The sequence below is a fragment of the Stappia indica genome, assembly GCF_001696535.1.
Lineage (GTDB): Bacteria > Pseudomonadota > Alphaproteobacteria > Rhizobiales > Stappiaceae > Stappia > Stappia indica.
Genome location: NZ_MBQE01000001.1, coordinates 1,059,830 through 1,078,736, shown reverse-complemented (window position 1 = coordinate 1,078,736; position 18,907 = coordinate 1,059,830). Strand labels below are relative to the sequence as shown.

Here is an 18,907-nt window from a genome sequence, read left to right as displayed (position 1 = left end):
AGCTTTCATGGACATTCGAGCGGGCGCCACCAGCCAGGACATGGTGGAGAACCGGACCTTCGACGAGATCGCGGCCGGCGACAGCGCGGTGTTGCGCCGTACGCTCGTGCAGCAGGATATCGATCTGCTGGCGGTTATCTCCGGCGGGAGCAGCGGCGGCGAGGGGGCGAGCGCCGGCCCGATCGTCGCGGGACTGGTGTCGCTGTTGGTGGCGACGGACCTGCCGGGGCCGGGCGGCGTGACGCTAGCGCAGGAGCTTGCCTTTCAGGGGCCGGTCGCGGCTGGCGATGCTCTGGTCCTGACGCTTGCCGTCACCGGGCGGGTAGCCGAGACGCGGGAACTGGTCCTGTCCTGCGACTGCCGCACGGAAGCGGGCCGGGCAGTGGCGTCCGGCACTCTGCGCGTACGTGCGCCCGATGAGAAGATCCGCCGGCCCAGGGTCGAGCTGCCCGACATCCGCATGAGCCGGCATGAGCGGTTCCGCGCGCTGATGGCGGAAGCTGCGTCCAGCGCACCGCCGGTCGCCGCCGTCGCCCATCCCTGCAGCGCGCCGGCCATTGCTGCCGCGGTGGAAGCGGCGGATGCCGGCATCGTCGTGCCGATCCTGATCGGCCCGCAGCGAAAGATCGAGCAGGCGGCGCGGGAAGCGGGCGTTGCCCTCGACCGGTTCCGGCTCATTGATGCACCGCACAGCCATGCGGCCGCCGAGGAGGCGGTGGCGCTGGTGCGGCGCGGCGAAGCCTCTATGCTGATGAAGGGGTCTTTGCATACGGACGAACTGCTGCACGCGGTTCTCGACCGATCCAAAGGGCTGCGAACCGAACGCCGCCTCTCGCATGTCTATCTGATGGATGTGCCCGGCCATCCCCGGCCGCTGCTGGTGACGGATGCTGCGGTCAACATCGCGCCGGATCTTGCGATCAAGCGGGACATCATCCAGAACGCCATCGATCTCGCCCATGCGATGGGGATCGCACTGCCGAAGGTGGCGATCCTGTCGGCGGTGGAGACGATCAACCCGAAGCTCGCCTCGACGCTGGACGCGGCGGCGCTCTGCAAGATGGCGGATCGCGGTCAGATCACCGGCGGGCTCGTCGACGGACCGCTCGCCTTCGACAATGCGGTGAGCGTGGAGGCCGCGCGCGAGAAGGGGATCGTCTCGCCGGTCGCGGGCGAGGCCGACATCCTGGTGGTGCCGGATCTGGAGGCCGGCAACATCCTCGCCAAGCAGCTGACATTCCTGGCCGGGGCAGATGCCGCAGGCGTGGTCTTGGGCGCTCGGGTGCCGATCATCCTGACCAGTCGGGCGGACGCCGAACGCACGCGCCTTGCCTCCTGCGCTGTCGCCGCGAAGCTCGCGCGCGTCCGTCTTGCTGCAGCCGGCGGGGAGACCGGAGCATGAGCGGGCAGGGCGACAGCGGCGCGATCCTGACGCTCAATGCCGGCTCGTCCAGCATCAAGCTGGCGATCTTCGACGTTGCGGCGGATGGAGCCCTGAAGTCCTGGCGTCGGGGCGAGCTGCGCGAGGACGGGGCCGGGCGGCGCTTCCGGCTGAAGGATGCGCGAGGCGGGCTCCTCGCCGACGAGGCCTGGGCGGAAACGCGGTTCGAGGCTTCGCTGGATCATCTGCTGGCGCGGATCGACGCAGAACTGGCCGGGCGGCACCTTGCGGGTATCGGCCACCGGGTGGTGCACGGCGGGGCGGGCCACCGGATGCCGGAGGAGGTGACGTCGGAGCTGCTGGAACTGCTCGGCGATCTGGCGGAGCTGGCGCCGCTGCATGTGCCGCATAATCTGGCGCCGATCCGGGAGATCGCCCGCACGCGGCCCGGCATCCGGCAGGTCGTGTGTTTCGACACGGCCTTTCACCGCACCATGCCGGCGGTTGCAACGCGCTTTGCGCTGCCGCGCGAATTCGAGCGGCGCGGCATCCGCCGCTATGGCTTCCACGGCCTGTCCTACGAATACGTCTCGCGGCGGTTGGCCATGCTGTCGCCGCGTGTCCATGGCGGGCGGGTGATCGCGGCGCATCTGGGCAATGGAGCCAGCATGTGCGCGCTCAAAGGCGGCGAAAGCCTCGACACGACCATGGGCTTCACGGCGCTGGACGGTCTGGTGATGGGAACGCGCTGCGGCGCGCTCGATCCGGGCGCGCTGCTGCACCTGATGCGCTGGGAAGGGCTCTCCATCGACGATACGGAGCGGCTGCTCTACACCCGCGCCGGTTTGCTGGGCCTGTCCGGCATTTCCAACGACATGCGGGTGCTGCTGGAAAGTACCGAGCCGGCGGCGGCGGAGGCGATCGACGTCTTCGTGCATCGGATCGTGCGCGAAGCGGGGGCGCTGGCCAGCGTGCTCGGCGGGCTCGACGGTTTCGTCTTCACCGCAGGCATCGGCGAGAACGCGCCGGAGATCCGCGAGCGGGTGTGCGAACGGCTGGGATGGCTGGGCGTGCGGCTCGACAGGGCCGCGAATGCGGACGGCGCGCCGGTCATCTCGACGCCGGACAGCGGCGTCGAGGTGCGGGTGATCGCCACCGACGAGGAGGCGATGATCGCGGAGCATGTCCGCGATCTTCCGATCGCTTGAGGAAAAGCGAAGCGTGTCCGGTCAGACGACGGCGAGAGAGGCGACCTTGAGGTCGTCGGAGACCTCTTCCGCCTCGCGCGCGACCTGCTCTGCCGTCTCGGCTGCGACTTCGGGAACCAGATTGACGGCCCGGAAGCTCTCGCGGGCGTAATCCTCCAGCGCATCGCTGCAGAAGTCGCTGCAGGCCGCAACGACCTCCGCCGGCTGGCGCGCCTGCATCAGCCGTTCGGCGAGACGCACGTCCTTCTCCACCCGCAGGCGCAGGAAGTCGACCATCTCGACCTGACGGTCGAGCGTCGCGCGCAGCGCTTCGGACTGCATGCGGCCGATCAGGACCATCGGATTGCAATAGGCCATCTCGAACGGGGTGAGGGAGGCGTTGACGCCGTCCCCGGAAACGGTCTTGCGGGTATCTGCCATGGTACGGTCCTCCCTGCGAGCCCCCTTGGGGGCTGGGTGCATTGCGGCCGTCCACGACCGCGAGAAGCATCCTAGCGCCGGCGTGTGGCAGAACGTTGATAAACGTCAATCAGGGCTGCGGCGGGGTGTCGCTGTCCGGGTCGCTCGTCGGGCTGTGCTTCAGAGCAGCTGCAGGCCGCGGAAGCTCGCATGACCGTCGCGCCCGACGATGATGTGGTCGTGCAGGACGATGCCGAGCGTGCCGGCAATGTCGGCGATCTGCTTGGTCATCTGGATGTCGGCGCGCGAGGGCGTCGGGTCGCCGGACGGGTGGTTGTGGACCAGGATCAGGGCGCTGGCGGAGAGCTCGAGCGCCCGCTTCATCACCTCGCGCGGATAGACCGGCGTGTGGTCGACCGTGCCGCGCTGCTGCACCTCGTCGGCGATCAGCGCGTTCTTCTTGTCGAGGAAGAGGATGCGGAACTCCTCGCGGTCGGAAAAGGCCATGGCGGTGCGCACATAGTCGATCACCTGCGACCAGGACGACAGCACGGTGCGCTCGCGAACCTGGCCGCGCAGGAACCGCTCGGCCACCGCATGGGCGAGCTTGAGCTCGTCGACCACCCGGTCGCCGACGCCGCGCACTTCCTTGAGGCGGGCCGGCGGGGCGGCCAGTACCTCGGCGAAGGAACCGAAGCGGTCGATCAGCGCCTTGGCGACGGGCTTTGTATCGGCGCGGCGGATCGGCGAGAACAGGAGCAATTCCAGAAGCTCGTAGTCCTGCAACGCCGCGTGGCCGCCTTCGCGGAAACGCTGGCGCAGCCGGTCGCGGTGCCCATGGAAATGCGGAGAGACGCCAGCGTCGGAGAAACCGTCGTCGGTGCCGCTCATGCCGCCCCCTCCCGTGGTGCCGTCGTCAGGCGCGACCGAAGGTCAGCGGATTGTCGAGGCCGGCGGGCGACAGGGTGAAGATCTCGCAACCCGTTGCGGTGATGCCGACCGAGTGTTCGAACTGGGCCGACAGCGAGCGATCGCGGGTGACGGCGGTCCAGCCGTCGCCGAGCACCTTCACGTGAGGCCGGCCGAGATTGACCATCGGCTCGATGGTGAAGATCATTCCCGGCTTCAGCTCGATGCCTTCGCCCGGGCGGCCGTAATGCAGGATGTTCGGCATGTCGTGGAACAGCCGACCGACGCCGTGGCCGCAGAAGTCGCGCACCACCGAGCAACGCTCGGCCTCGACGAAACTCTGGATCGCGTGGCCGATGTCGCCGGTGGTCTTGCCGGGGCGGGCCATCTCGATGCCGCGGAGCAGCGATTCGTAGGTGACTTCCACCAAACGCTCGGCTGCGCGCTTCAGCTTGCCGACCGCGTACATGCGGCTGGAATCGCCGTGCCAGCCGTCGAGAATGTAGGTGACGTCGATGTTGACGATGTCGCCTTCCTTGAGCGGCTTGTCGTTCGGGATGCCGTGGCAGACGACGTGGTTGATCGAGGTGCAGGTCGACTTGGTGTAGCCGCGATAGTTCAGCGTCGCCGGCAGGGCGCCGTTCTCCACGCCGAAGCGGTAGACGAAATCGTCGATTTCCTGGGTGGTGACGCCGGGCACGATCTTCTCGACCAGCGCGTCGAGGCAGCGCGCCGTCAGCTGTCCGGCCTTGTGCATGCCGGCGAAGTCCTCCGGGCCGTAGAGGCGGATCTGGCCGGTGTTCTTCAGGGGAGCCGTTGCGGCGTCGATATAGGTGACCATGCGAGGTGCTCGTCCGGGCTGTTCGTGTCGCGGGACTGCCGCCCCCCGGCCGCAGTGCCTGCGGTTGCCGCGCAATGCGGGAGGCATGCGGGGCGCAAGGGTCGGGCGGGACTGGCTCCGCCGGGATTTCCAATAGCCTTAAAACGCGCGGGCGCGGGGCGCAATCCGCTTTCGCCGCAAGGTTGAGCGGCGCCGGACGCAGGGCCGCCACGGCAAGGCCCGACCGGCAGCCAGGGGCGCCGGTCTGTCTGGTACGGACGGCGGGACTCGAACCCGCATAGCCGAGGCTGAGGGATTTTCTTACCAGCTACGGCTTTCGCCGCCGCCTTCCGGCGTTTGTGGTCTGGACTATACCTTCACCCTAGCAATCGCCTTAGGTGCTGCCCGTCTAGTCTCTACACCTTCCCGATCTCTCGGGCTTGGCTCGGGATCGCCATGCGACAGGGTTCCCCGAATTTGAGCAGTTCTACGTCCCGCGTTTCCGCCGGCGCACTCAAGTTTGCCCCAAGTCCCTTGTGTCTACCAATTCCACCACGTCCGCACAGGTCTCTCTGCTAGCAAAGCGGCTGCAAATCCTCAACCTGGAACTGCACGGCAGGCAGCGTCCGCGCGCTAAAGGGTTTCGACTTTTTTTGCCCCGGACGGAACATTTCGAGGCTGCATTCGTATTGCTTCGACGGCAACGACCAACACCCGGGGGCCTTCGGATGAACTACGACTACATATTGCCAGCCAGAGCCGACAGGGTGCAGCCCTTTCACACGGCGCTCGGCGCGTTTCCCATCGCCTGTTTCAGCCTCACGCTTCTGACCGATCTTGCCTATGTCGGTTCGCTCAACCTTCTCTGGCTGCATTTTTCGGAATGGCTGCTGCTGGCAGGCCTGGTCTTCGGCGTGCTCGCGGCCATTGTCCGGCTCGTCGACCTGATCTTCTGGCAACGCAGGCCGCCCTGGCTTGCCGTGGTCGGCGGGGTGATCGTCATGCTGCTCGCAACCCTCAACAGCTTCATCCATACAGCCGACGGCTGGACGGCGGTGATGCCGTACGGCCTGACGGTCTCCGTGATCACTGTCCTTGCGATGATCGCAACCGGTTGGTTCGCCAGCACGGAGGTTCGCCATGTCTAAAGTCGCGTTTCCGCTGATCGTTCTGGCAGGCAGCGCGATCGTCCTGTCGGCCTGCGGCAACGAGGAGTTCGACCTTTCCGAGCAGTACGGCCCCGACCCGGTTCTGCCGGAGGCCTCGACAGGTCTGCTTCCTGACCTCAAGGTCGCCGAGGTGATCGGATGGTCGGACGGAGAGACGCCGACCGTCCCGGACGGGCTCGTCGTCACCGCTTATGCGAAGGATCTTGCCAACCCGCGCACCGTCCACACGCTGCCCAATGGCGATGTGCTGGTGGTGCAGTCGAAGGCGCCGCCGGGCAAGCCGCTCAACCGCCCGAAGGACTTCATCCGCGGCTGGATCATGTCGATGGCTGCAGGTGGCGGCGGTGGTGGGGGCAAGGACACCAATCTCATCACCCTGCTGCGCGACACCGACCGCGACGGAACGGTGGACGAACGCAGCGACCTGTTGACGGACCTGACCTCGCCGTTCGGCGTCGCCTGGTACGACGGGACGCTCTATGTCGCCGCCGCCGACGCGATTCTCAGCTATCCCTACGAACTGGGCCAGACGGCCATCGATGCCGAGCCCACGGTCCTGACGCCGTTGCCCGGTGGGCCGATCAACCACCACTGGACGAAGGATCTGGCCGCCTCGCCCGACGGCCGCTTCCTCTACGCGTCCGTCGGGTCCAACTCCAATGCCGGCGAACGCGGCATCGAGGCGGAGAAGGGACGGGCGGCGATCTGGCAGGTGGACCGGATGACCGGTGCGTCCCGCGTGTTCGCATCGGGCCTGCGCAATCCCAACGGCCTCAACCTTCATCCCGAAACGGGAGAGCTGTGGACCGTCGTCAACGAGCGCGACGAGCTGGGCCCCAATCTCGTGCCGGACTACCTCACCTCGGTTCAGGAGAATGGTTTCTACGGCTGGCCCTGGAGCTATTACGGCCAGCACGTCGACGAGCGCGTGATGCCGCGGCGGCCCGATCTCGTCGAGACTGCGATAGCCCCGGACTACGCGCTGACCAGCCACGTGGCGGCGCTGGGCCTCGCCTTCACCAACGGATCGGCGATGCCCGAGCCTTTCGCCAACGGCGCCTTCGTCGGCAATCGCGGCAGCTGGAACCGCAGCGTCTTCAACGGCTACAAGGTGATCTACATCCCGTTCGAGAACGGCCGACCCGCCGGCATGCCGCAGGACGTCGTCACCGGCTTCCTGGAGAACGAGAAGGTTCACGGCCGCCCGGTCGGCCTCGCCATCGACGGCACGGGTGCGCTGCTGATCGCGGATGACACCGGCAACACCGTCTGGCGGGTGGCCGCTGCCGACGGGTCCGTGACGCCAGAGCCGATCCCGACGGACAGGATCGCCGAGACACAGCCGGAAACCCTCCCGGCGCAACCCGGGACGGCGGCACCCGCCGGGACCGCGAGCGGACAGGCTCCGGCCGAGCCGGCCTCCGACGCGCCAGCCACGGAACCGTCGCAGACCGATATCGCCCCGGCAGTCGGTCCGGAAGACGGGGCTGCTGCGGAAACGGGCAGCAGCCAGTAGGCATCAGGCGCGCGGCCGGCGAGGCACTGCCGGCCGCGCGCCACCGGAAAATGTGTTTGCGCTCCCTGCAGGCAACCATGTGCTACGTCCCGCGTTGGATACGAGGACACACATGGAGGTTCCCACATGGCGTTTTCACGCCGTCATCTGCTTCATCTCATGGCGGCGGTTCCTGCTGCAGTCGGAATTTCAAGCATTTCCAGAGCAGAGACGCCGGTCTCGCCGACGGCCGGCGATCCGGACCTTGGCGACTGGGAGGCGGTTCGCGATCTCTTTGCGCTGAGCCGGGACAAGGTCCACATGAGTGCGATGCTGCTGGCCTCGCATCCGCGCCCGGTGAGAGAGGCAATCGAGCGCCACCGGGCGGAGCTGGACCGCGATACGGTCGCCTATCTCGAAACCCATATGGACGACCTGACCGAGGCGAGCCGGGATGCGGCGGGGGCCTATCTCGGCATCCATCCCTCGCATGTCGCGTTCGCCGACAGCACGACGATGGCGGTGGGGCTGGCCTATGCCGGTCTGAAAATTCGCGCCGACCAGGAAATGCTCACCACCGACGAAGGCTATTTCGTCACCCATGAAACGCTGCGGCTCAAGGCGCTGGAATCAGGCGCCACGCTGCGCTCGATCCCGCTCTACGAGCACGCCTTCGACGCCACGGCCGATGCCATCACGGCAGCAGTGCTCGAGGCCGTCGGCCCGAAAACCCGTCTTGTCGCGCTGACTTGGGTCCATTCCAGCACGGGGCTGAAGATGCCCGTTCGCGCCATCGCCAGAGGGCTTCGCGATGTGAACGCGAGCCGCGATCCGCAGGACCATGTCCTTCTCGGCGTCGACGGCGTCCACGGGTTCGGGATCGAGGATGTCTCCTTCGACGAACTCGGCTGCGACATGTTCATGGCCGGATGCCACAAGTGGCTGTTCGGGCCGCGCGGCACCGGTATCGCGGTATTCAGCGGCAAGGCGCTCGATGCCGTGCAGCCGACGGTGCCGAGCTTCACCGATGACCCCACCTTCAGCGCGTGGGTGAGGAGACGCGATGCGCCGGGAGGCCGGAACAACGGGCGCCGGATGACGCCCGGCGGCTTCAAGGCATTCGAGCATCTTTGGGCCTTGAAGGAGGCCTTCGATCTGCACGCCGGTCTTGGCAAGGCTGCGGTCGCGGCGCGGACCCATGCGTTGGCGTCCCAACTCAAGCAGGGACTTGCCGCCATCGACGACGTCACGGTCAGAACCCCTATGGATCCGGAGCTCTCGGCGGGGATCGTCTCCTTCGACATCGACGGCCGTTCTGCCGGAGCCGCGGTATCGGCCCTCAGGGAGCGCGGGATCGTGGCATCGGTCGCACCTTATGCAAGGGCGCATATCCGCCTGACGCCCTCGATCCGGAACATGGAATCGGAGGTCGACGCGGCAATCGACGCCGTGAAAGCCCTGGCCTAGACGCCCGTTCGAGTCGAACCCCGGCCGAAGCCGACCAGAGAAAGGAGACTTTGCCATCCTCGTCAGCGCCTCCACGACCACTGTGCTTCTTGTCTTCATCGCGGCGGGCCTTGCGGTGTTCGTCAGCGGCACCCGTCTCACCAGGCTGGCCGATACGCTCGCCGATCGGACGGGACTGGGAGAAGCGATCGCCGGGGCGCTGCTGCTGGGGGCGACCACGTCGCTCAGCGGCACCATCGTGTCGATAACCTCGGCGCTGGAGGGGCAGGCCTCGCTTGCCTTCTCCAACAGCATCGGCGGTATCGCCGCTCAGACGGCCTTTCTCGCCCTTGCCGATCTGACATACAGGCGCGCCAATCTGGAACATGCCGGCGCCGAATTGGTGAACGTCTCTCAGGCGGTGGTGCTGTTCGGGTTGCTGATGCTGCCTCTTCTGGCAGTGACCCTGCCGGAGTTCACCCTCTGGTCGGTCCATCCGGTCTCGCTGGCGATCCCGGTGGTCTACGTTCTGTCTCTGGTCGCCAGCCGGACAATTCGCGCAGAGCCGATGTGGCGGCCGGTGCCGACCGCCGATACGCGGGAAGATAGGCCGGAGCAGGAAGGCGACAGCACGGGCGAGCGCTCGACCGCGGCGCTTTTCGCAAGCTTTGCCGGACTGATGGCGGTCATGGGCGTCGCCGGCTGGGCAATCGCCTCCAGCGCGTCGGTGCTGGTGGACCGGTTCGCCCTGTCGGCTTCGCTGGTCGGAGCGCTGGCGACCGCGACCGTCACGTCGATGCCGGAACTCGTGACCACTCTCGTTGCCGTCCGGCGCGGGGCGTTGCAGTTGGCCATCGGCGGGATCATCGGGGGAAACACCTTCGACACTCTGTTCCTGACTGCCGCAGATGTCTCCTATCGGGACGGCTCGCTCTATCACGCGGTCGGTCGGGCAGATCTCTTCTGGGTGGTGATCGCGGCCCTGATGACGGCGGTGCTGCTGGCGGGGCTCATTCTGCGCGAGCGGACCGGACCGATCCGCATCGGCACGGAAAGCGCGGCGATGCTCGCCATCTATGCGAGCGCGGTCGCGGTCCAGATCTTCGTCACGGGCGGGAGATAGCGTGCCGTTTGCTCGGCCATACGCTAGTCGCGCTCGGTTGCCGCGCGATTTGGCGCGTTGGAATGGGCCTCCGCCGTGGTGTTCCGCTTTGCAAGCTGCGCGGTTTCCGGCTCGCGACGACCGGGCAGAAAGCGTTCCAACACACGAACGCCGGTGATCAGCACCACACCCATGACAAGCGCGGTGATGAAGAGGGCGAACTGGCCTGCACCGGCAGCAATTCCCAGCGCCGCGGCGAGCCAGATATTCGCAGCCGATGTCAGGTTGTGGACATCGCCGCGGGCAAAGAAGATCGTCCCGGCCGCAATGAAGCCGATGGCCTGTGCCAATCCCTGGATGACGCGCAAGGGATCCATGCTCTGCGGGCCGGTGTCGACCTTCAACGCCTCGTAGAGCAGCAGCGCAGAGACCGTGATCGCCGCCGAGCTCAGCGACACGAGGCCGTGCGTGCGAATGCCGGCGGAGATGCCGCGCAGCTCGCGGTCCAGACCGAGCACGAGCCCGCCGACGACGGCGAGCGACAGTCTCAGGACGATATCCGTTTCACTCATCAGACCCCTCCATGCCGTTGCAAACGGTCCGGCGGACGGCATTGTTCCGTGTCGGCGGTCTGCAGCAGCAGGGCGGGCGGGCTGGCGAAGCCTTGACCGTGCCCCCTCAGGCTTGTACTTGGCTCGGCCGGGGAAAATGGTAGGTTGGCACCACATGCAGTCGATGCCGCAAGGCAGCAGGCGATGAGGTCCGAAATGTCCGCAAGATCCGCAGGAACCGTGCGCGCGGTCCGGCACGTTCCCGGTTAAGCTGCAGACGCGCTTTCTGTTACACCTGCACACTGACAGGTACGCTTCGGAAATGTCGGGCCCTTGGCTTCGGCCCTGCAGGTTTCGGCCTACCGCACGTACCCAGGATTGCCGCCACGCATCGCAAGACGGGACGACGATCGCAGATCCCGGACGACGCCAGACGACGAAAGACGCCATTCCGTGATTTCGCTTCGCCCCGTGCTCAACGTCCTCGGTTTTCTCTATGTGGGTCTGGCGACGGCCATGCTCATTCCGGCGATGGTGGATGTCGCCGCGCGCAATGCCGACTGGCAGGCCTTCGTCATGTCCGCGCTGATCACGGGCCTGATCGGCCTGCTGCTCTCCGTCGCCGTCGGCGGCGCGCTCACCGACGGGCTCGACATCCGCCAGACCTTCATCCTCACGACCTTGTCCTGGCTGACGCTGCCCGCTTTCGGCGCGCTGCCTTTCCTCTGGCTCGGCGTCGGCTACGCGGATGCGGTGTTCGAGGCGGTCTCCGGCTTCACCACGACCGGATCGACCGTGCTCTCGGGCCTCGACAGCCTGCCGCCCGGCTTGCTGGTCTGGCGCTCTCTGATGCAGTGGATGGGCGGCGTCGGCATCGTAGTCATGGCCATCGTGCTGCTGCCGTTCCTGCGGATCGGCGGCATGCAGCTGTTCCAGAGCGAGAGCTCGGACCGCAGCGAGAAGATCGTGGCGCGCTCGGTCGAGTTGATCCGCCTGTTCGGTATCACCTACCTGTTCCTGACCTTCGTCTGCGTGCTGGCCTTCCTGCTGACCGGCATGACGGTGTTCGACGCGATCAACCACGCCATGGCGACGATCTCCACCGGTGGCTACTCCACCCATGATGCGTCCTTCGCCTACTTCACCAATCCGGCTGCCGGCTGGGTCGCGGTGACCTTCATGCTGACCGGCGCGCTGCCCTTCGTCCTGATCATCCAGGCGCTGCGCGGCAGGCCGCTGGTGCTGTGGAACGATCCGCAGGTACGCGCGCTGCTCGGCCTGGTGGTGCTGACGTCGCTGGCGGTGACGGTCTATCTCGGCGCTGCGCTGGAGATGAACTTCTCCGAGGCACTGCTGGCCTCGACCTTCAACATCGTCTCGATCATCACGACGACCGGCTTTGCCATGGGCGACTACACCACCTGGGGCCCGCCGGTCGTTGGTCTTGCCCTGCTGCTGACCTTCGTCGGCGGCTGCACCGGATCCACGTCCGGCGGCATCAAGATCTTCCGCTTCCTGGTGTTCTTCGGCACCGTGCGGGCGCATGTGCGCCGGATGGTCCGGCCCAACCGGGTGATGTCGGAGCAATACGCCAACACCCGCCTGACGCCGGAGCTCTCCTTCTCGGTGCTGGCGTTTCTGGTCGTCTACATGGGCTCGGTCGGCACGATCACGCTGGCCCTGTCGGGCTTCGGCCTCGACATCGTCACGGCCTTGTCGGCGGCGGCGACTGCGATCTCGAATGTCGGCCCGGGCCTCGGCCCGATCATCGGGCCGTCCGGCAATTTCGCCCCGCTGCCCGACGGCGCCAAGTGGATCCTGTCCTTTGCCATGCTGATGGGCCGGCTCGAGCTGTTCACTGTGCTGGTGCTGCTCGATCCCGACTTCTGGTCGCGCTGAGCCCGTTCAAGTCCGGAGTTTTCCCGTGCGCTTTGCCTCTCCCCTCGTGCCTGGCCGCCTGGTCAAGCGCTACAAGCGGTTCCTTGCGGATGTCATTCTCGACAGCGGCGAGGAAGTGACGGCGCATTGCGCCAATCCCGGCTCGATGCTGGGATTACGCGAACCGGGGGCCCGAGTCTATCTGTCGGTCTCCGACAACCCGGCGCGCAAGCTGAAATACTCCTGGGAGATCGTCGAGGCGGACGGAGCTCTGGTCGGCATCAACACTGCGCATCCCAACGGTCTGGTGGAGGAGGCGCTGCGCGCCGGCCTGATCGAGGAGCTGGCCGGCTTCACCGGGCTGCGGCGGGAAGTGAAATACGGCCGCAACTCGCGCATCGACATCCTGCTCGAAGGCGCCGACGGCCGTCCGGTCTATGTCGAGGTCAAGAACGTCCACCTGATGCGGCAGGCCGGACTGGCCGAGTTTCCGGATTCGGTGACCGCGCGCGGCGCCAAGCATCTGGTCGAGATGGGCGACATGGTCGCCGACGGCGCGCGCGCGGCGATGGTCTACCTGGTGCAGCGACCGGACTGCGACCGGCTCTCCTTTGCTGGCGATCTGGATCCCGCTTATGCGGCGGCCTTTGCCGCGGCAAAGGCGCGCGGCGTGGAAGCCTATGCCATCGGTTGCCGGATCACGCCGGAGGAAATCGTCGCCGAGCAGCGGGTGACCCTGCTGCCATAACGAAAACGGGCCCGTCTCGGCGGGCCCGTCAGTATCCTCTTTGCTGCCAGTGGCGACAAGCGTTGCCGTCAGACGACGCCGCTATTGTCCTGCAGCACGACGATCGGGGTGTCGTTCGGCACCCGCGCGGCGAGGTCGATGACGTCCTGGTTCATCAGCCGCACGCAGCCCGAAGACACGGCCTTGCCGATGGTCCAATACTCCATCGTGCCGTGGATGCGGTAGATGGTGTCGCGGTTGCCCTCGAAGATGTAGAGCGCGCGGGCGCCAAGCGGGTTCTGCAGGCCCGGCTCCATGCCGTTGCGATAGGGCTCGAGCTCCGGCTGGCGGGCGATCATCTCGGCCGGCGGGGTCCAGCGCGGCCAGGCGCGCTTGTAGGCGATGCGGGCGCGCCCGCCCCAGTCGAAGCCGGCACGACCGATGCCGACGCCGTAGCGCAGCGCCTGCCCGTTTTCCATCACCAGGTAGAGGAACCGGTTGGGCGTGTCGACCACGAGCGTGCCGGCACGTTCCTGGGTGCGATAGGGCACCACCTGACGGAAGTAGATGGGATCGACGCGGCGCAGGTCCACTGCCGGGATCGGGAACTTCTCGTTCGGCATCGCCGCGTACATCTGCAGATAGTACGGGTCGATCACCCGGGCCGGCGCCGTAGCGGACGCCGCCTGGATACGAGGGTTATTGCCCGTGCTCTGGCAGCCGGCGAGAGCCATCGCGCCGAGACCGACAAGGGCGGTGCGGCGCGACATGAGGGTGTTGCCGGAAGCGGGAAGGGAACCGGCGCGCGGGAGAATCTCGTGTGTCATAACGAGGTTATAGGCTGAGAAATTGCGCCGAAATATGGGCAGGACAATAACTTTCCCGCGAGTGCGGGGCTGGCCTGCACTCGCCGGGGAGCTGTGTGACAAAGTTGACGCAGGGTTCTTCAGCCCTGGGTGCTGGTGGCGATCGGCGGCTGGAACTGCCAGCCCATGTCCCAGGGGAAGTAGATCCAGGTGTCCTGCGAGACCTCGGTGACGAAGGTGTCGACCAGCGGACGGCCCATCGGCTTGGCGTAGACGGTGGCGAAATGGGCCTCGGGCAGCATTTCGCGAACGACGCGGGCGGTCTTGCCGGTGTCGACCAGATCGTCGATGACCAGCACGCCCGACCCCTTGCCGCCGTTGAGATCCACGACCTTCCTGTCGATGGTCTTGAGGACCTGCAGCTCGCCCTGATTTTCGTAATCGTGATAGGAGGCGACGCACACCGTCTCGATCAGCCGGATGCCGAGTTCACGGGCGACGATGGCCGCCGGAACCAGTCCGCCGCGTGTGATGCACACGATGGCTTCCCACTTGCCCTGACCGGACAGGCGCCATGCGAGGGCGCGGCAATCGCGGTGGAACTGGTCCCAGGAGACGGGGAAGGCTTTGGGGGCTTGCGGGTTTTCCATGCGGGTCGAGTCCTGTCGTTCGGCAGATACTTGGAGGGTCAGCGTGAGGTGGCGGCAACGGCGGCGCGTACCGCGTCGGCCGCCTGCTGCAGCAACGCTTCATCGCGCGAGCGCACGACGATCTGGGTGGAGAAGCGCCCGTCGACGGAGCGCGGGTAGGAGCCGATCATGACGCCGGGATGGGCGTCCTGGATCTCGCGCAGGCTCGCCGCGATGCGGCTTTCCGGCAGGTCGGCATCGACGGCCTCGGACAGCATGCGCTGGCCGGTCTTCAGCGTCGGGGCGACGGCGTCGAGCATTGCCTGCATGATCGAGGGCACGCCGGCCATGACGTGGACGTTGCGGATGCGGAAGCCGGGCGCCTTGGAAACGGAATTCTCGATCAGGTCAGCGCCTTGCGGAATGCGTGCCATGCGCAGGCGGGCTTCGGTCAGCTGGCCTTCGGGATAGAAGTTGCTCAGGATCTCGACGGCGCGCGGGTCGTGGTCGATCGGCACGCCGAAGGCCTTGGCCATCGAATCGGCGGTGATGTCGTCATGGGTCGGGCCGATGCCGCCGGAGGTGAAGACGTAGGTGTAGCGGTCGCTGAGTTCGCGCACCGCCTCGACGATCCGCTCCTCGACATCCGGCACGACGCGCACCTCCGACAGGTCGATGCCGATGGCCGTGAGATACTCGGCGAGGTAGCCGATATTCTTGTCCTTGGTGCGCCCGGACAGGATTTCATCGCCGATGACGAGAAACGCCGCGGTCACGATGCCCTGGTTCTGGTCAGCCGACATGCCCACCCACTCCTGGATCCAATTTCTGCGCCTGGCCCGTGCGCCCGATGGCGCGCGTCAGCCCCGTACCGAGCGGGGTCAGGCGCCCGGAGGCCGCCATCCATATAGCCAATCGAGCCGCGCGAGAAGACGTTCCGACGGCAAGGATCGCATCACCATGTCGCGGGCCAGCGCCAGAGGGCCGCTCATGTGGTAGATGCGGTCGTTCGAGCGCGCGAGCCGCATCACCCGCTCCGCCCGGTCCTGCCGTTCGCTCTCGTAGGCGCGCAGGGCCCGCGGGATGTCGTCCGCGCCCTGGTCCAGATGGCGCGCCAGCGCTTCCGCATCCTCGATGGCCATGGCCGCGCCCTGGGCGGCGAACGGCAGCATCGCGTGCGCGGCATCGCCCAGCAGAGCGAAGCGGCCGTCGACCCAGCTGGTGCCCGGATCCATCGAGCACAGCGCCCATTTCAGCCAGGACGAGGGGAGGGAGAGCAACTCGCGGCAGGCGCCCGGCCAGTCGCGGAAGCGGTCGAGCAGGGCGCTGCGGTCGGCGGGGCCGGACCACACCTCCTCCTGCCAGTCCTCTTCGACGAGAGCGACGAGATTGAAGCGCTCGCCGCCGCTGACGGGGTAATGCACCACATGCGCACGGGGGCCGAGCCAGAGGCCGGTGACGTTGCGCCAGCGCTCGGGAACGTCGCTCGCGGGAATGACGGCGCGATAGGCGGTGCGCCCGGAGAAGGCGGCAGCGCGCAGGCCCATGACGCGGCGGCGCACGGTCGACCAGACGCCGTCGGCGCCGATCAGCGCCGCTCCCGTGTCGTGATCGAGCGGGATCTCCCCATCCGCCTCGCCGGCGGTCTGTTCGAGTTCCAGCTTGATGCGGTCCGAGTTCTGGGCGGCGCCGCGCAAGCGGGTGCCGAGGCGCAGGGTGATACCGGCGGACGCACGTGCAGCCTTCAGCAGAACCGCCTGAAGGTCGGCGCGGTGAATGACGAGATAGGGCGCGCCGTAGCGCTTCTCGGCAAGCGCACCGAGCGGGATCTCCGCGACCGGGGCATCGCCGCGCCAGGTCATGACCTCGATGGTGCGAGGGGCGACCACATGCGGCAGCAGCGCGTCCTCGAGGCCGAGATCACGCAGCACCTGCATCGTATTGGGAGGAAGCTGGAGGCCGGAGCCGACAGGATGCAGCTCTTCCGCCTGTTCGATCACCGTTACCGCACGCGAGCGCCGCGAGAGGGACAGGGCAGCCGTCAGGCCGCCGATGCCCGCCCCGGCGATGAAGATGCGGTTTCCGTCGGAGCGGGATTGCACCATGCGCTCGCCTTGCGCCGGACGCAGATCAGGCGGCTTCCGGGGTCCAGACGCAATCGGCCGGCTCGGCCTGATGGGCGCTCAGGCCCGGGTTGTAGCGGTACAGCGTCGAGCAGTAGGGGCAGATGATCTCGTTGTCGTCGCCCATGTCCAGGAAGACATGCGGGTGATCGAAGGGCGGGCGGGCGCCCACGCACTGGAACTCCTTCGCGCCGATCTCGATCGACTCCAGGCCGCGGTCGTTCTGGAAATGGGGAATTACAGCATGCGCCATCGCATCCATCCGTCGTTCAGCATGTCCTGCAGGATTTGCCGGACCATACGCAGGAAGGAACGGTTTGAACAGGGGGAAGTGCCGGTTTCGCCACAACTGCGGCGACCGGAAGCAGGGAGGAAAGACGAGGGACGGGCGCTGTGCCGGCAGCAGGCTTTTCATCAGCGGTCTTGCGCACTATCGTGGGACTCTGTGTTTTTACGTTTACGTCAAGGTAAAGGCTCCGATGCCCCATTTCGATTCCGCCGGTCTCCGCCTCGCCTATCTCGACGAAGGGCGGGGCGAGCCAATCCTGCTCATTCACGGCTTTGCCTCGAACAAGCATGTGAACTGGGTCTATCCCGGTTGGGTGAAGCTGCTGACGGAAGCGGGGCGCCGGGTGATCGCCATCGACAATCGCGGTCATGGCGAGAGCGACGGCAGCCACGATCCGGAAGATTACGGCGCCCCGACCATGGCGGAGGATGCAAGGCGGCTGCTGGATCATCTGGGAATCGAGCGCACGGATGTGATGGGCTATTCCATGGGCGCGCGGATCTCCGCTTTCCTGACGCTCAACCATCCGCAGCGCGTGCGCAGCGCCGTTTTCGGCGGACTAGGCTATGGCATGATCACCGGTGTCGGCGATCCGGAGCCGATCGCGGCGGGTCTCGAGGCCGAGAAACTGTCCGACGTGACCGACCGCGGAGCGCGCGCCTTCCGCGCCTTTGCCGAGCAGACCAATTCCGACCGGTTCGCCCTTGCTGCCTGCATGCGCTCCTCGCGGCAGAAGATCGGCGAGGACGAGGTCTCCCGCATCACCCAGCCGGTTCTGGTGGCAGTGGGGACCAAGGACGAGATCGCCGGTTCGCCGGAAAAGCTGGCCCGGCTGATGCCGCGGGCCAAAGTGCTGGAGATCCCCGGCCGCGACCACATGATCGCGGTGGGCGACAAGGTCTACAAGGCGGGCGTGATCGACTTTCTGGCGAGCCTGGCACGGGAGGGTGTTGCATGAGCCGCGAAACCGTCACGCTGACCGGCGCGGAAGACAATCGCCTCGTTGCCGATGTTCATGGCGCCGGCGGGCAGCCGGTGCTTCTGCTCCATGGCGGCGGCCAGACGCGCCACGCCTGGGAGGGGACCGGGGAGCGGCTGGCCGCGCGCGGATTGTCCGCGTGGTGCCTGGACCAGCGCGGCCACGGCGATAGCGACTGGGTCGACAGCGGCGCCTACCAGTTCCGCGATTTCGGCCGCGATGTGGTGGCGGTCTCGGATCAGATCGCGGAACGATCCGGTGCCCGGCCCATCGGCATCGGCGCCTCGCTCGGCGGCATGGCCAGCCTGCTGGCCGAGGGGAAGTTCCGGCCCGGCACGCTGTCGGCGCTGGTTTTGGTCGACGTGACGCCGCGGATGGATCCGGCGGGCGTGCACAAGGTGATCTCCTTCATGGCCGACCGGGCGGAGGCGGGCTTCGGCACGGTGGAAGAGGCGGCCGATGCCATCGCCCGCTACCTGCCGCATCGCAAGCGGCCGGAGCGGCTCGACGGGCTCGCCAAGAACCTGCGCCTGCACGACGACGGGCGCTATCGCTGGCACTGGGACCCGCGGTTTCTGGGAGACCGGCGCGGCCGTCCGGTGGACCCGGAAGAGGGGATCGAGGAAAGCGTCGAGGACGAGCTCGTGCGGGCTGCGCGGGCGCTGACCGTCCCGGTTCTGCTGGTGCGCGGCGCGCGCTCAGAGCTGGTCACCGAGACCCAGGTCGACGAGTTTCTGACCATGGTTCCGCACGCCGAGTACGCGGATGTCGCCGGGGCCGGCCACATGGTCGCGGGCGACCGCAACGACGCCTTTGCGGGGGCTGTGGTGACCTTCCTCGACCGGCTGCGGGCCGCCTAGCGGTTCGCCGGCGCGGCGTTTTCAAGCTCTTGCCCAGCATGCCGAACCGGAGCGCCGGATGCCTGAAGGCGTCCGGTGCGCTTTGCTGCGTGCGACTGTCAGCGCGTCCGTATTGCGGCCCCAGCAGTGCGTGTCT

19 protein-coding genes are annotated in these 18,907 nt (G+C 67.1%); 10 read left to right on the top strand and 9 right to left on the bottom strand.

Annotation, left to right across the window (positions count from 1 at the left end; translation table 11 throughout):
- The first annotated feature begins 7 nt into the window (after positions 1 to 7).
- A complete protein-coding gene (locus tag BBX35_RS05165; protein WP_067216773.1) occupies positions 8 to 1,402 on the top strand; it encodes a bifunctional enoyl-CoA hydratase/phosphate acetyltransferase in 1,395 nt (464 codons plus the stop codon).
- Positions 1,399 to 2,589 carry an acetate/propionate family kinase gene (locus BBX35_RS05160; RefSeq protein WP_067216770.1) on the top strand — a complete coding sequence of 397 codons (1,191 nt, stop codon included), beginning with the start codon at positions 1,399 to 1,401 and terminating at the stop codon, positions 2,587 to 2,589. Before BBX35_RS05165 ends, BBX35_RS05160 begins: the two co-directional genes overlap by 4 nt.
- A gap of 21 nt (positions 2,590 to 2,610) precedes the next feature.
- Here BBX35_RS05160 and BBX35_RS05155 read toward each other — a convergent pair whose 3' ends face one another.
- The 3 genes from BBX35_RS05155 to map form a co-directional block, all read right to left on the bottom strand.
- Entirely contained in the window at positions 2,611 to 3,009 is a 399-nt protein-coding gene (locus BBX35_RS05155; protein ID WP_067216769.1) for a hypothetical protein, read from the bottom strand.
- A 159-nt stretch (positions 3,010 to 3,168) separates the two neighbouring features.
- Entirely contained in the window at positions 3,169 to 3,879 is a 711-nt protein-coding gene (gene radC, locus BBX35_RS05150) for a RadC family protein (protein ID WP_067216766.1), read from the bottom strand.
- A gap of 25 nt (positions 3,880 to 3,904) precedes the next feature.
- Entirely contained in the window at positions 3,905 to 4,738 is an 834-nt protein-coding gene (gene map / locus BBX35_RS05145; protein ID WP_067216764.1) for a type I methionyl aminopeptidase, read from the bottom strand.
- A 707-nt stretch (positions 4,739 to 5,445) separates the two neighbouring features.
- Here map and BBX35_RS05140 point away from each other — a divergent pair.
- From BBX35_RS05140 to BBX35_RS05125, 4 genes are all read left to right on the top strand, one after another.
- Positions 5,446 to 5,865, top strand: coding sequence for a DUF2231 domain-containing protein (locus BBX35_RS05140; RefSeq protein ID WP_067216763.1), 420 nt, complete (start codon positions 5,446 to 5,448; stop codon positions 5,863 to 5,865).
- The gene (locus BBX35_RS05135) at positions 5,858 to 7,402 is read left to right on the top strand and encodes a PQQ-dependent sugar dehydrogenase (RefSeq protein WP_067216761.1); all 1,545 of its coding nucleotides are present in this window, start codon (positions 5,858 to 5,860) and stop codon (positions 7,400 to 7,402) included. The genes BBX35_RS05140 and BBX35_RS05135 overlap by 8 nt, the downstream gene beginning before the upstream one ends.
- Before the next feature lie 126 nt (positions 7,403 to 7,528).
- Positions 7,529 to 8,848: an aminotransferase class V-fold PLP-dependent enzyme gene (locus tag BBX35_RS05130; RefSeq protein WP_067216760.1), complete on the top strand. Its 1,320-nt coding sequence runs from the start codon at positions 7,529 to 7,531 to the stop codon at positions 8,846 to 8,848.
- Positions 8,849 to 8,930: 82 nt separating this feature from the next.
- Positions 8,931 to 9,950 (top strand): sodium:calcium antiporter, encoded by a 1,020-nt coding sequence (locus tag BBX35_RS05125; protein WP_244271558.1) that lies wholly within the window; start codon positions 8,931 to 8,933, stop codon positions 9,948 to 9,950.
- Positions 9,951 to 9,973: 23 nt separating this feature from the next.
- Here the strand turns inward: BBX35_RS05125 and BBX35_RS05120 are convergent, their stop codons facing one another.
- Positions 9,974 to 10,501 (bottom strand): MgtC/SapB family protein, encoded by a 528-nt coding sequence (locus tag BBX35_RS05120; RefSeq protein ID WP_067216755.1) that lies wholly within the window; start codon positions 10,499 to 10,501, stop codon positions 9,974 to 9,976.
- A gap of 432 nt (positions 10,502 to 10,933) precedes the next feature.
- Between BBX35_RS05120 and BBX35_RS05115 the strand changes: the two genes are divergently transcribed.
- The gene (locus BBX35_RS05115) at positions 10,934 to 12,379 is read left to right on the top strand and encodes a TrkH family potassium uptake protein (RefSeq protein ID WP_228186278.1); all 1,446 of its coding nucleotides are present in this window, start codon (positions 10,934 to 10,936) and stop codon (positions 12,377 to 12,379) included.
- Between the two features lie 25 nt (positions 12,380 to 12,404).
- A complete protein-coding gene (sfsA, locus tag BBX35_RS05110; protein ID WP_067216752.1) occupies positions 12,405 to 13,106 on the top strand; it encodes a DNA/RNA nuclease SfsA in 702 nt (233 codons plus the stop codon).
- A gap of 68 nt (positions 13,107 to 13,174) precedes the next feature.
- On the opposite strand, the gene BBX35_RS05105 is transcribed toward sfsA, so the two are convergent.
- From BBX35_RS05105 to BBX35_RS05085, 5 genes are all read right to left on the bottom strand, one after another.
- The gene (locus BBX35_RS05105; RefSeq protein WP_083202116.1) at positions 13,175 to 13,855 is read right to left on the bottom strand and encodes a L,D-transpeptidase; all 681 of its coding nucleotides are present in this window, start codon (positions 13,853 to 13,855) and stop codon (positions 13,175 to 13,177) included.
- Between the two features lie 176 nt (positions 13,856 to 14,031).
- The gene (gpt, locus tag BBX35_RS05100) at positions 14,032 to 14,541 is read right to left on the bottom strand and encodes a xanthine phosphoribosyltransferase (protein ID WP_067216749.1); all 510 of its coding nucleotides are present in this window, start codon (positions 14,539 to 14,541) and stop codon (positions 14,032 to 14,034) included.
- 38 nt (positions 14,542 to 14,579) lie between these two features.
- Complete coding sequence (locus tag BBX35_RS05095; protein ID WP_067216747.1) at positions 14,580 to 15,323, bottom strand: competence/damage-inducible protein A; 744 nt, start codon at positions 15,321 to 15,323, stop codon at positions 14,580 to 14,582.
- Between the two features lie 78 nt (positions 15,324 to 15,401).
- Positions 15,402 to 16,625 (bottom strand): FAD-dependent monooxygenase, encoded by a 1,224-nt coding sequence (locus tag BBX35_RS05090; RefSeq protein ID WP_067216744.1) that lies wholly within the window; start codon positions 16,623 to 16,625, stop codon positions 15,402 to 15,404.
- A gap of 25 nt (positions 16,626 to 16,650) precedes the next feature.
- Entirely contained in the window at positions 16,651 to 16,896 is a 246-nt protein-coding gene (locus BBX35_RS05085; protein ID WP_067218214.1) for a zinc-finger domain-containing protein, read from the bottom strand.
- A gap of 226 nt (positions 16,897 to 17,122) precedes the next feature.
- Here BBX35_RS05085 and BBX35_RS05080 point away from each other — a divergent pair, with 226 nt between their 5' ends.
- Positions 17,123 to 17,890: an alpha/beta fold hydrolase gene (locus tag BBX35_RS05080; RefSeq protein WP_067216741.1), complete on the top strand. Its 768-nt coding sequence runs from the start codon at positions 17,123 to 17,125 to the stop codon at positions 17,888 to 17,890.
- Positions 17,887 to 18,771 (top strand): alpha/beta fold hydrolase, encoded by an 885-nt coding sequence (locus BBX35_RS05075; protein ID WP_067216738.1) that lies wholly within the window; start codon positions 17,887 to 17,889, stop codon positions 18,769 to 18,771. The genes BBX35_RS05080 and BBX35_RS05075 overlap by 4 nt, the downstream gene beginning before the upstream one ends.
- Positions 18,772 to 18,907: the final 136 nt, after the last annotated feature.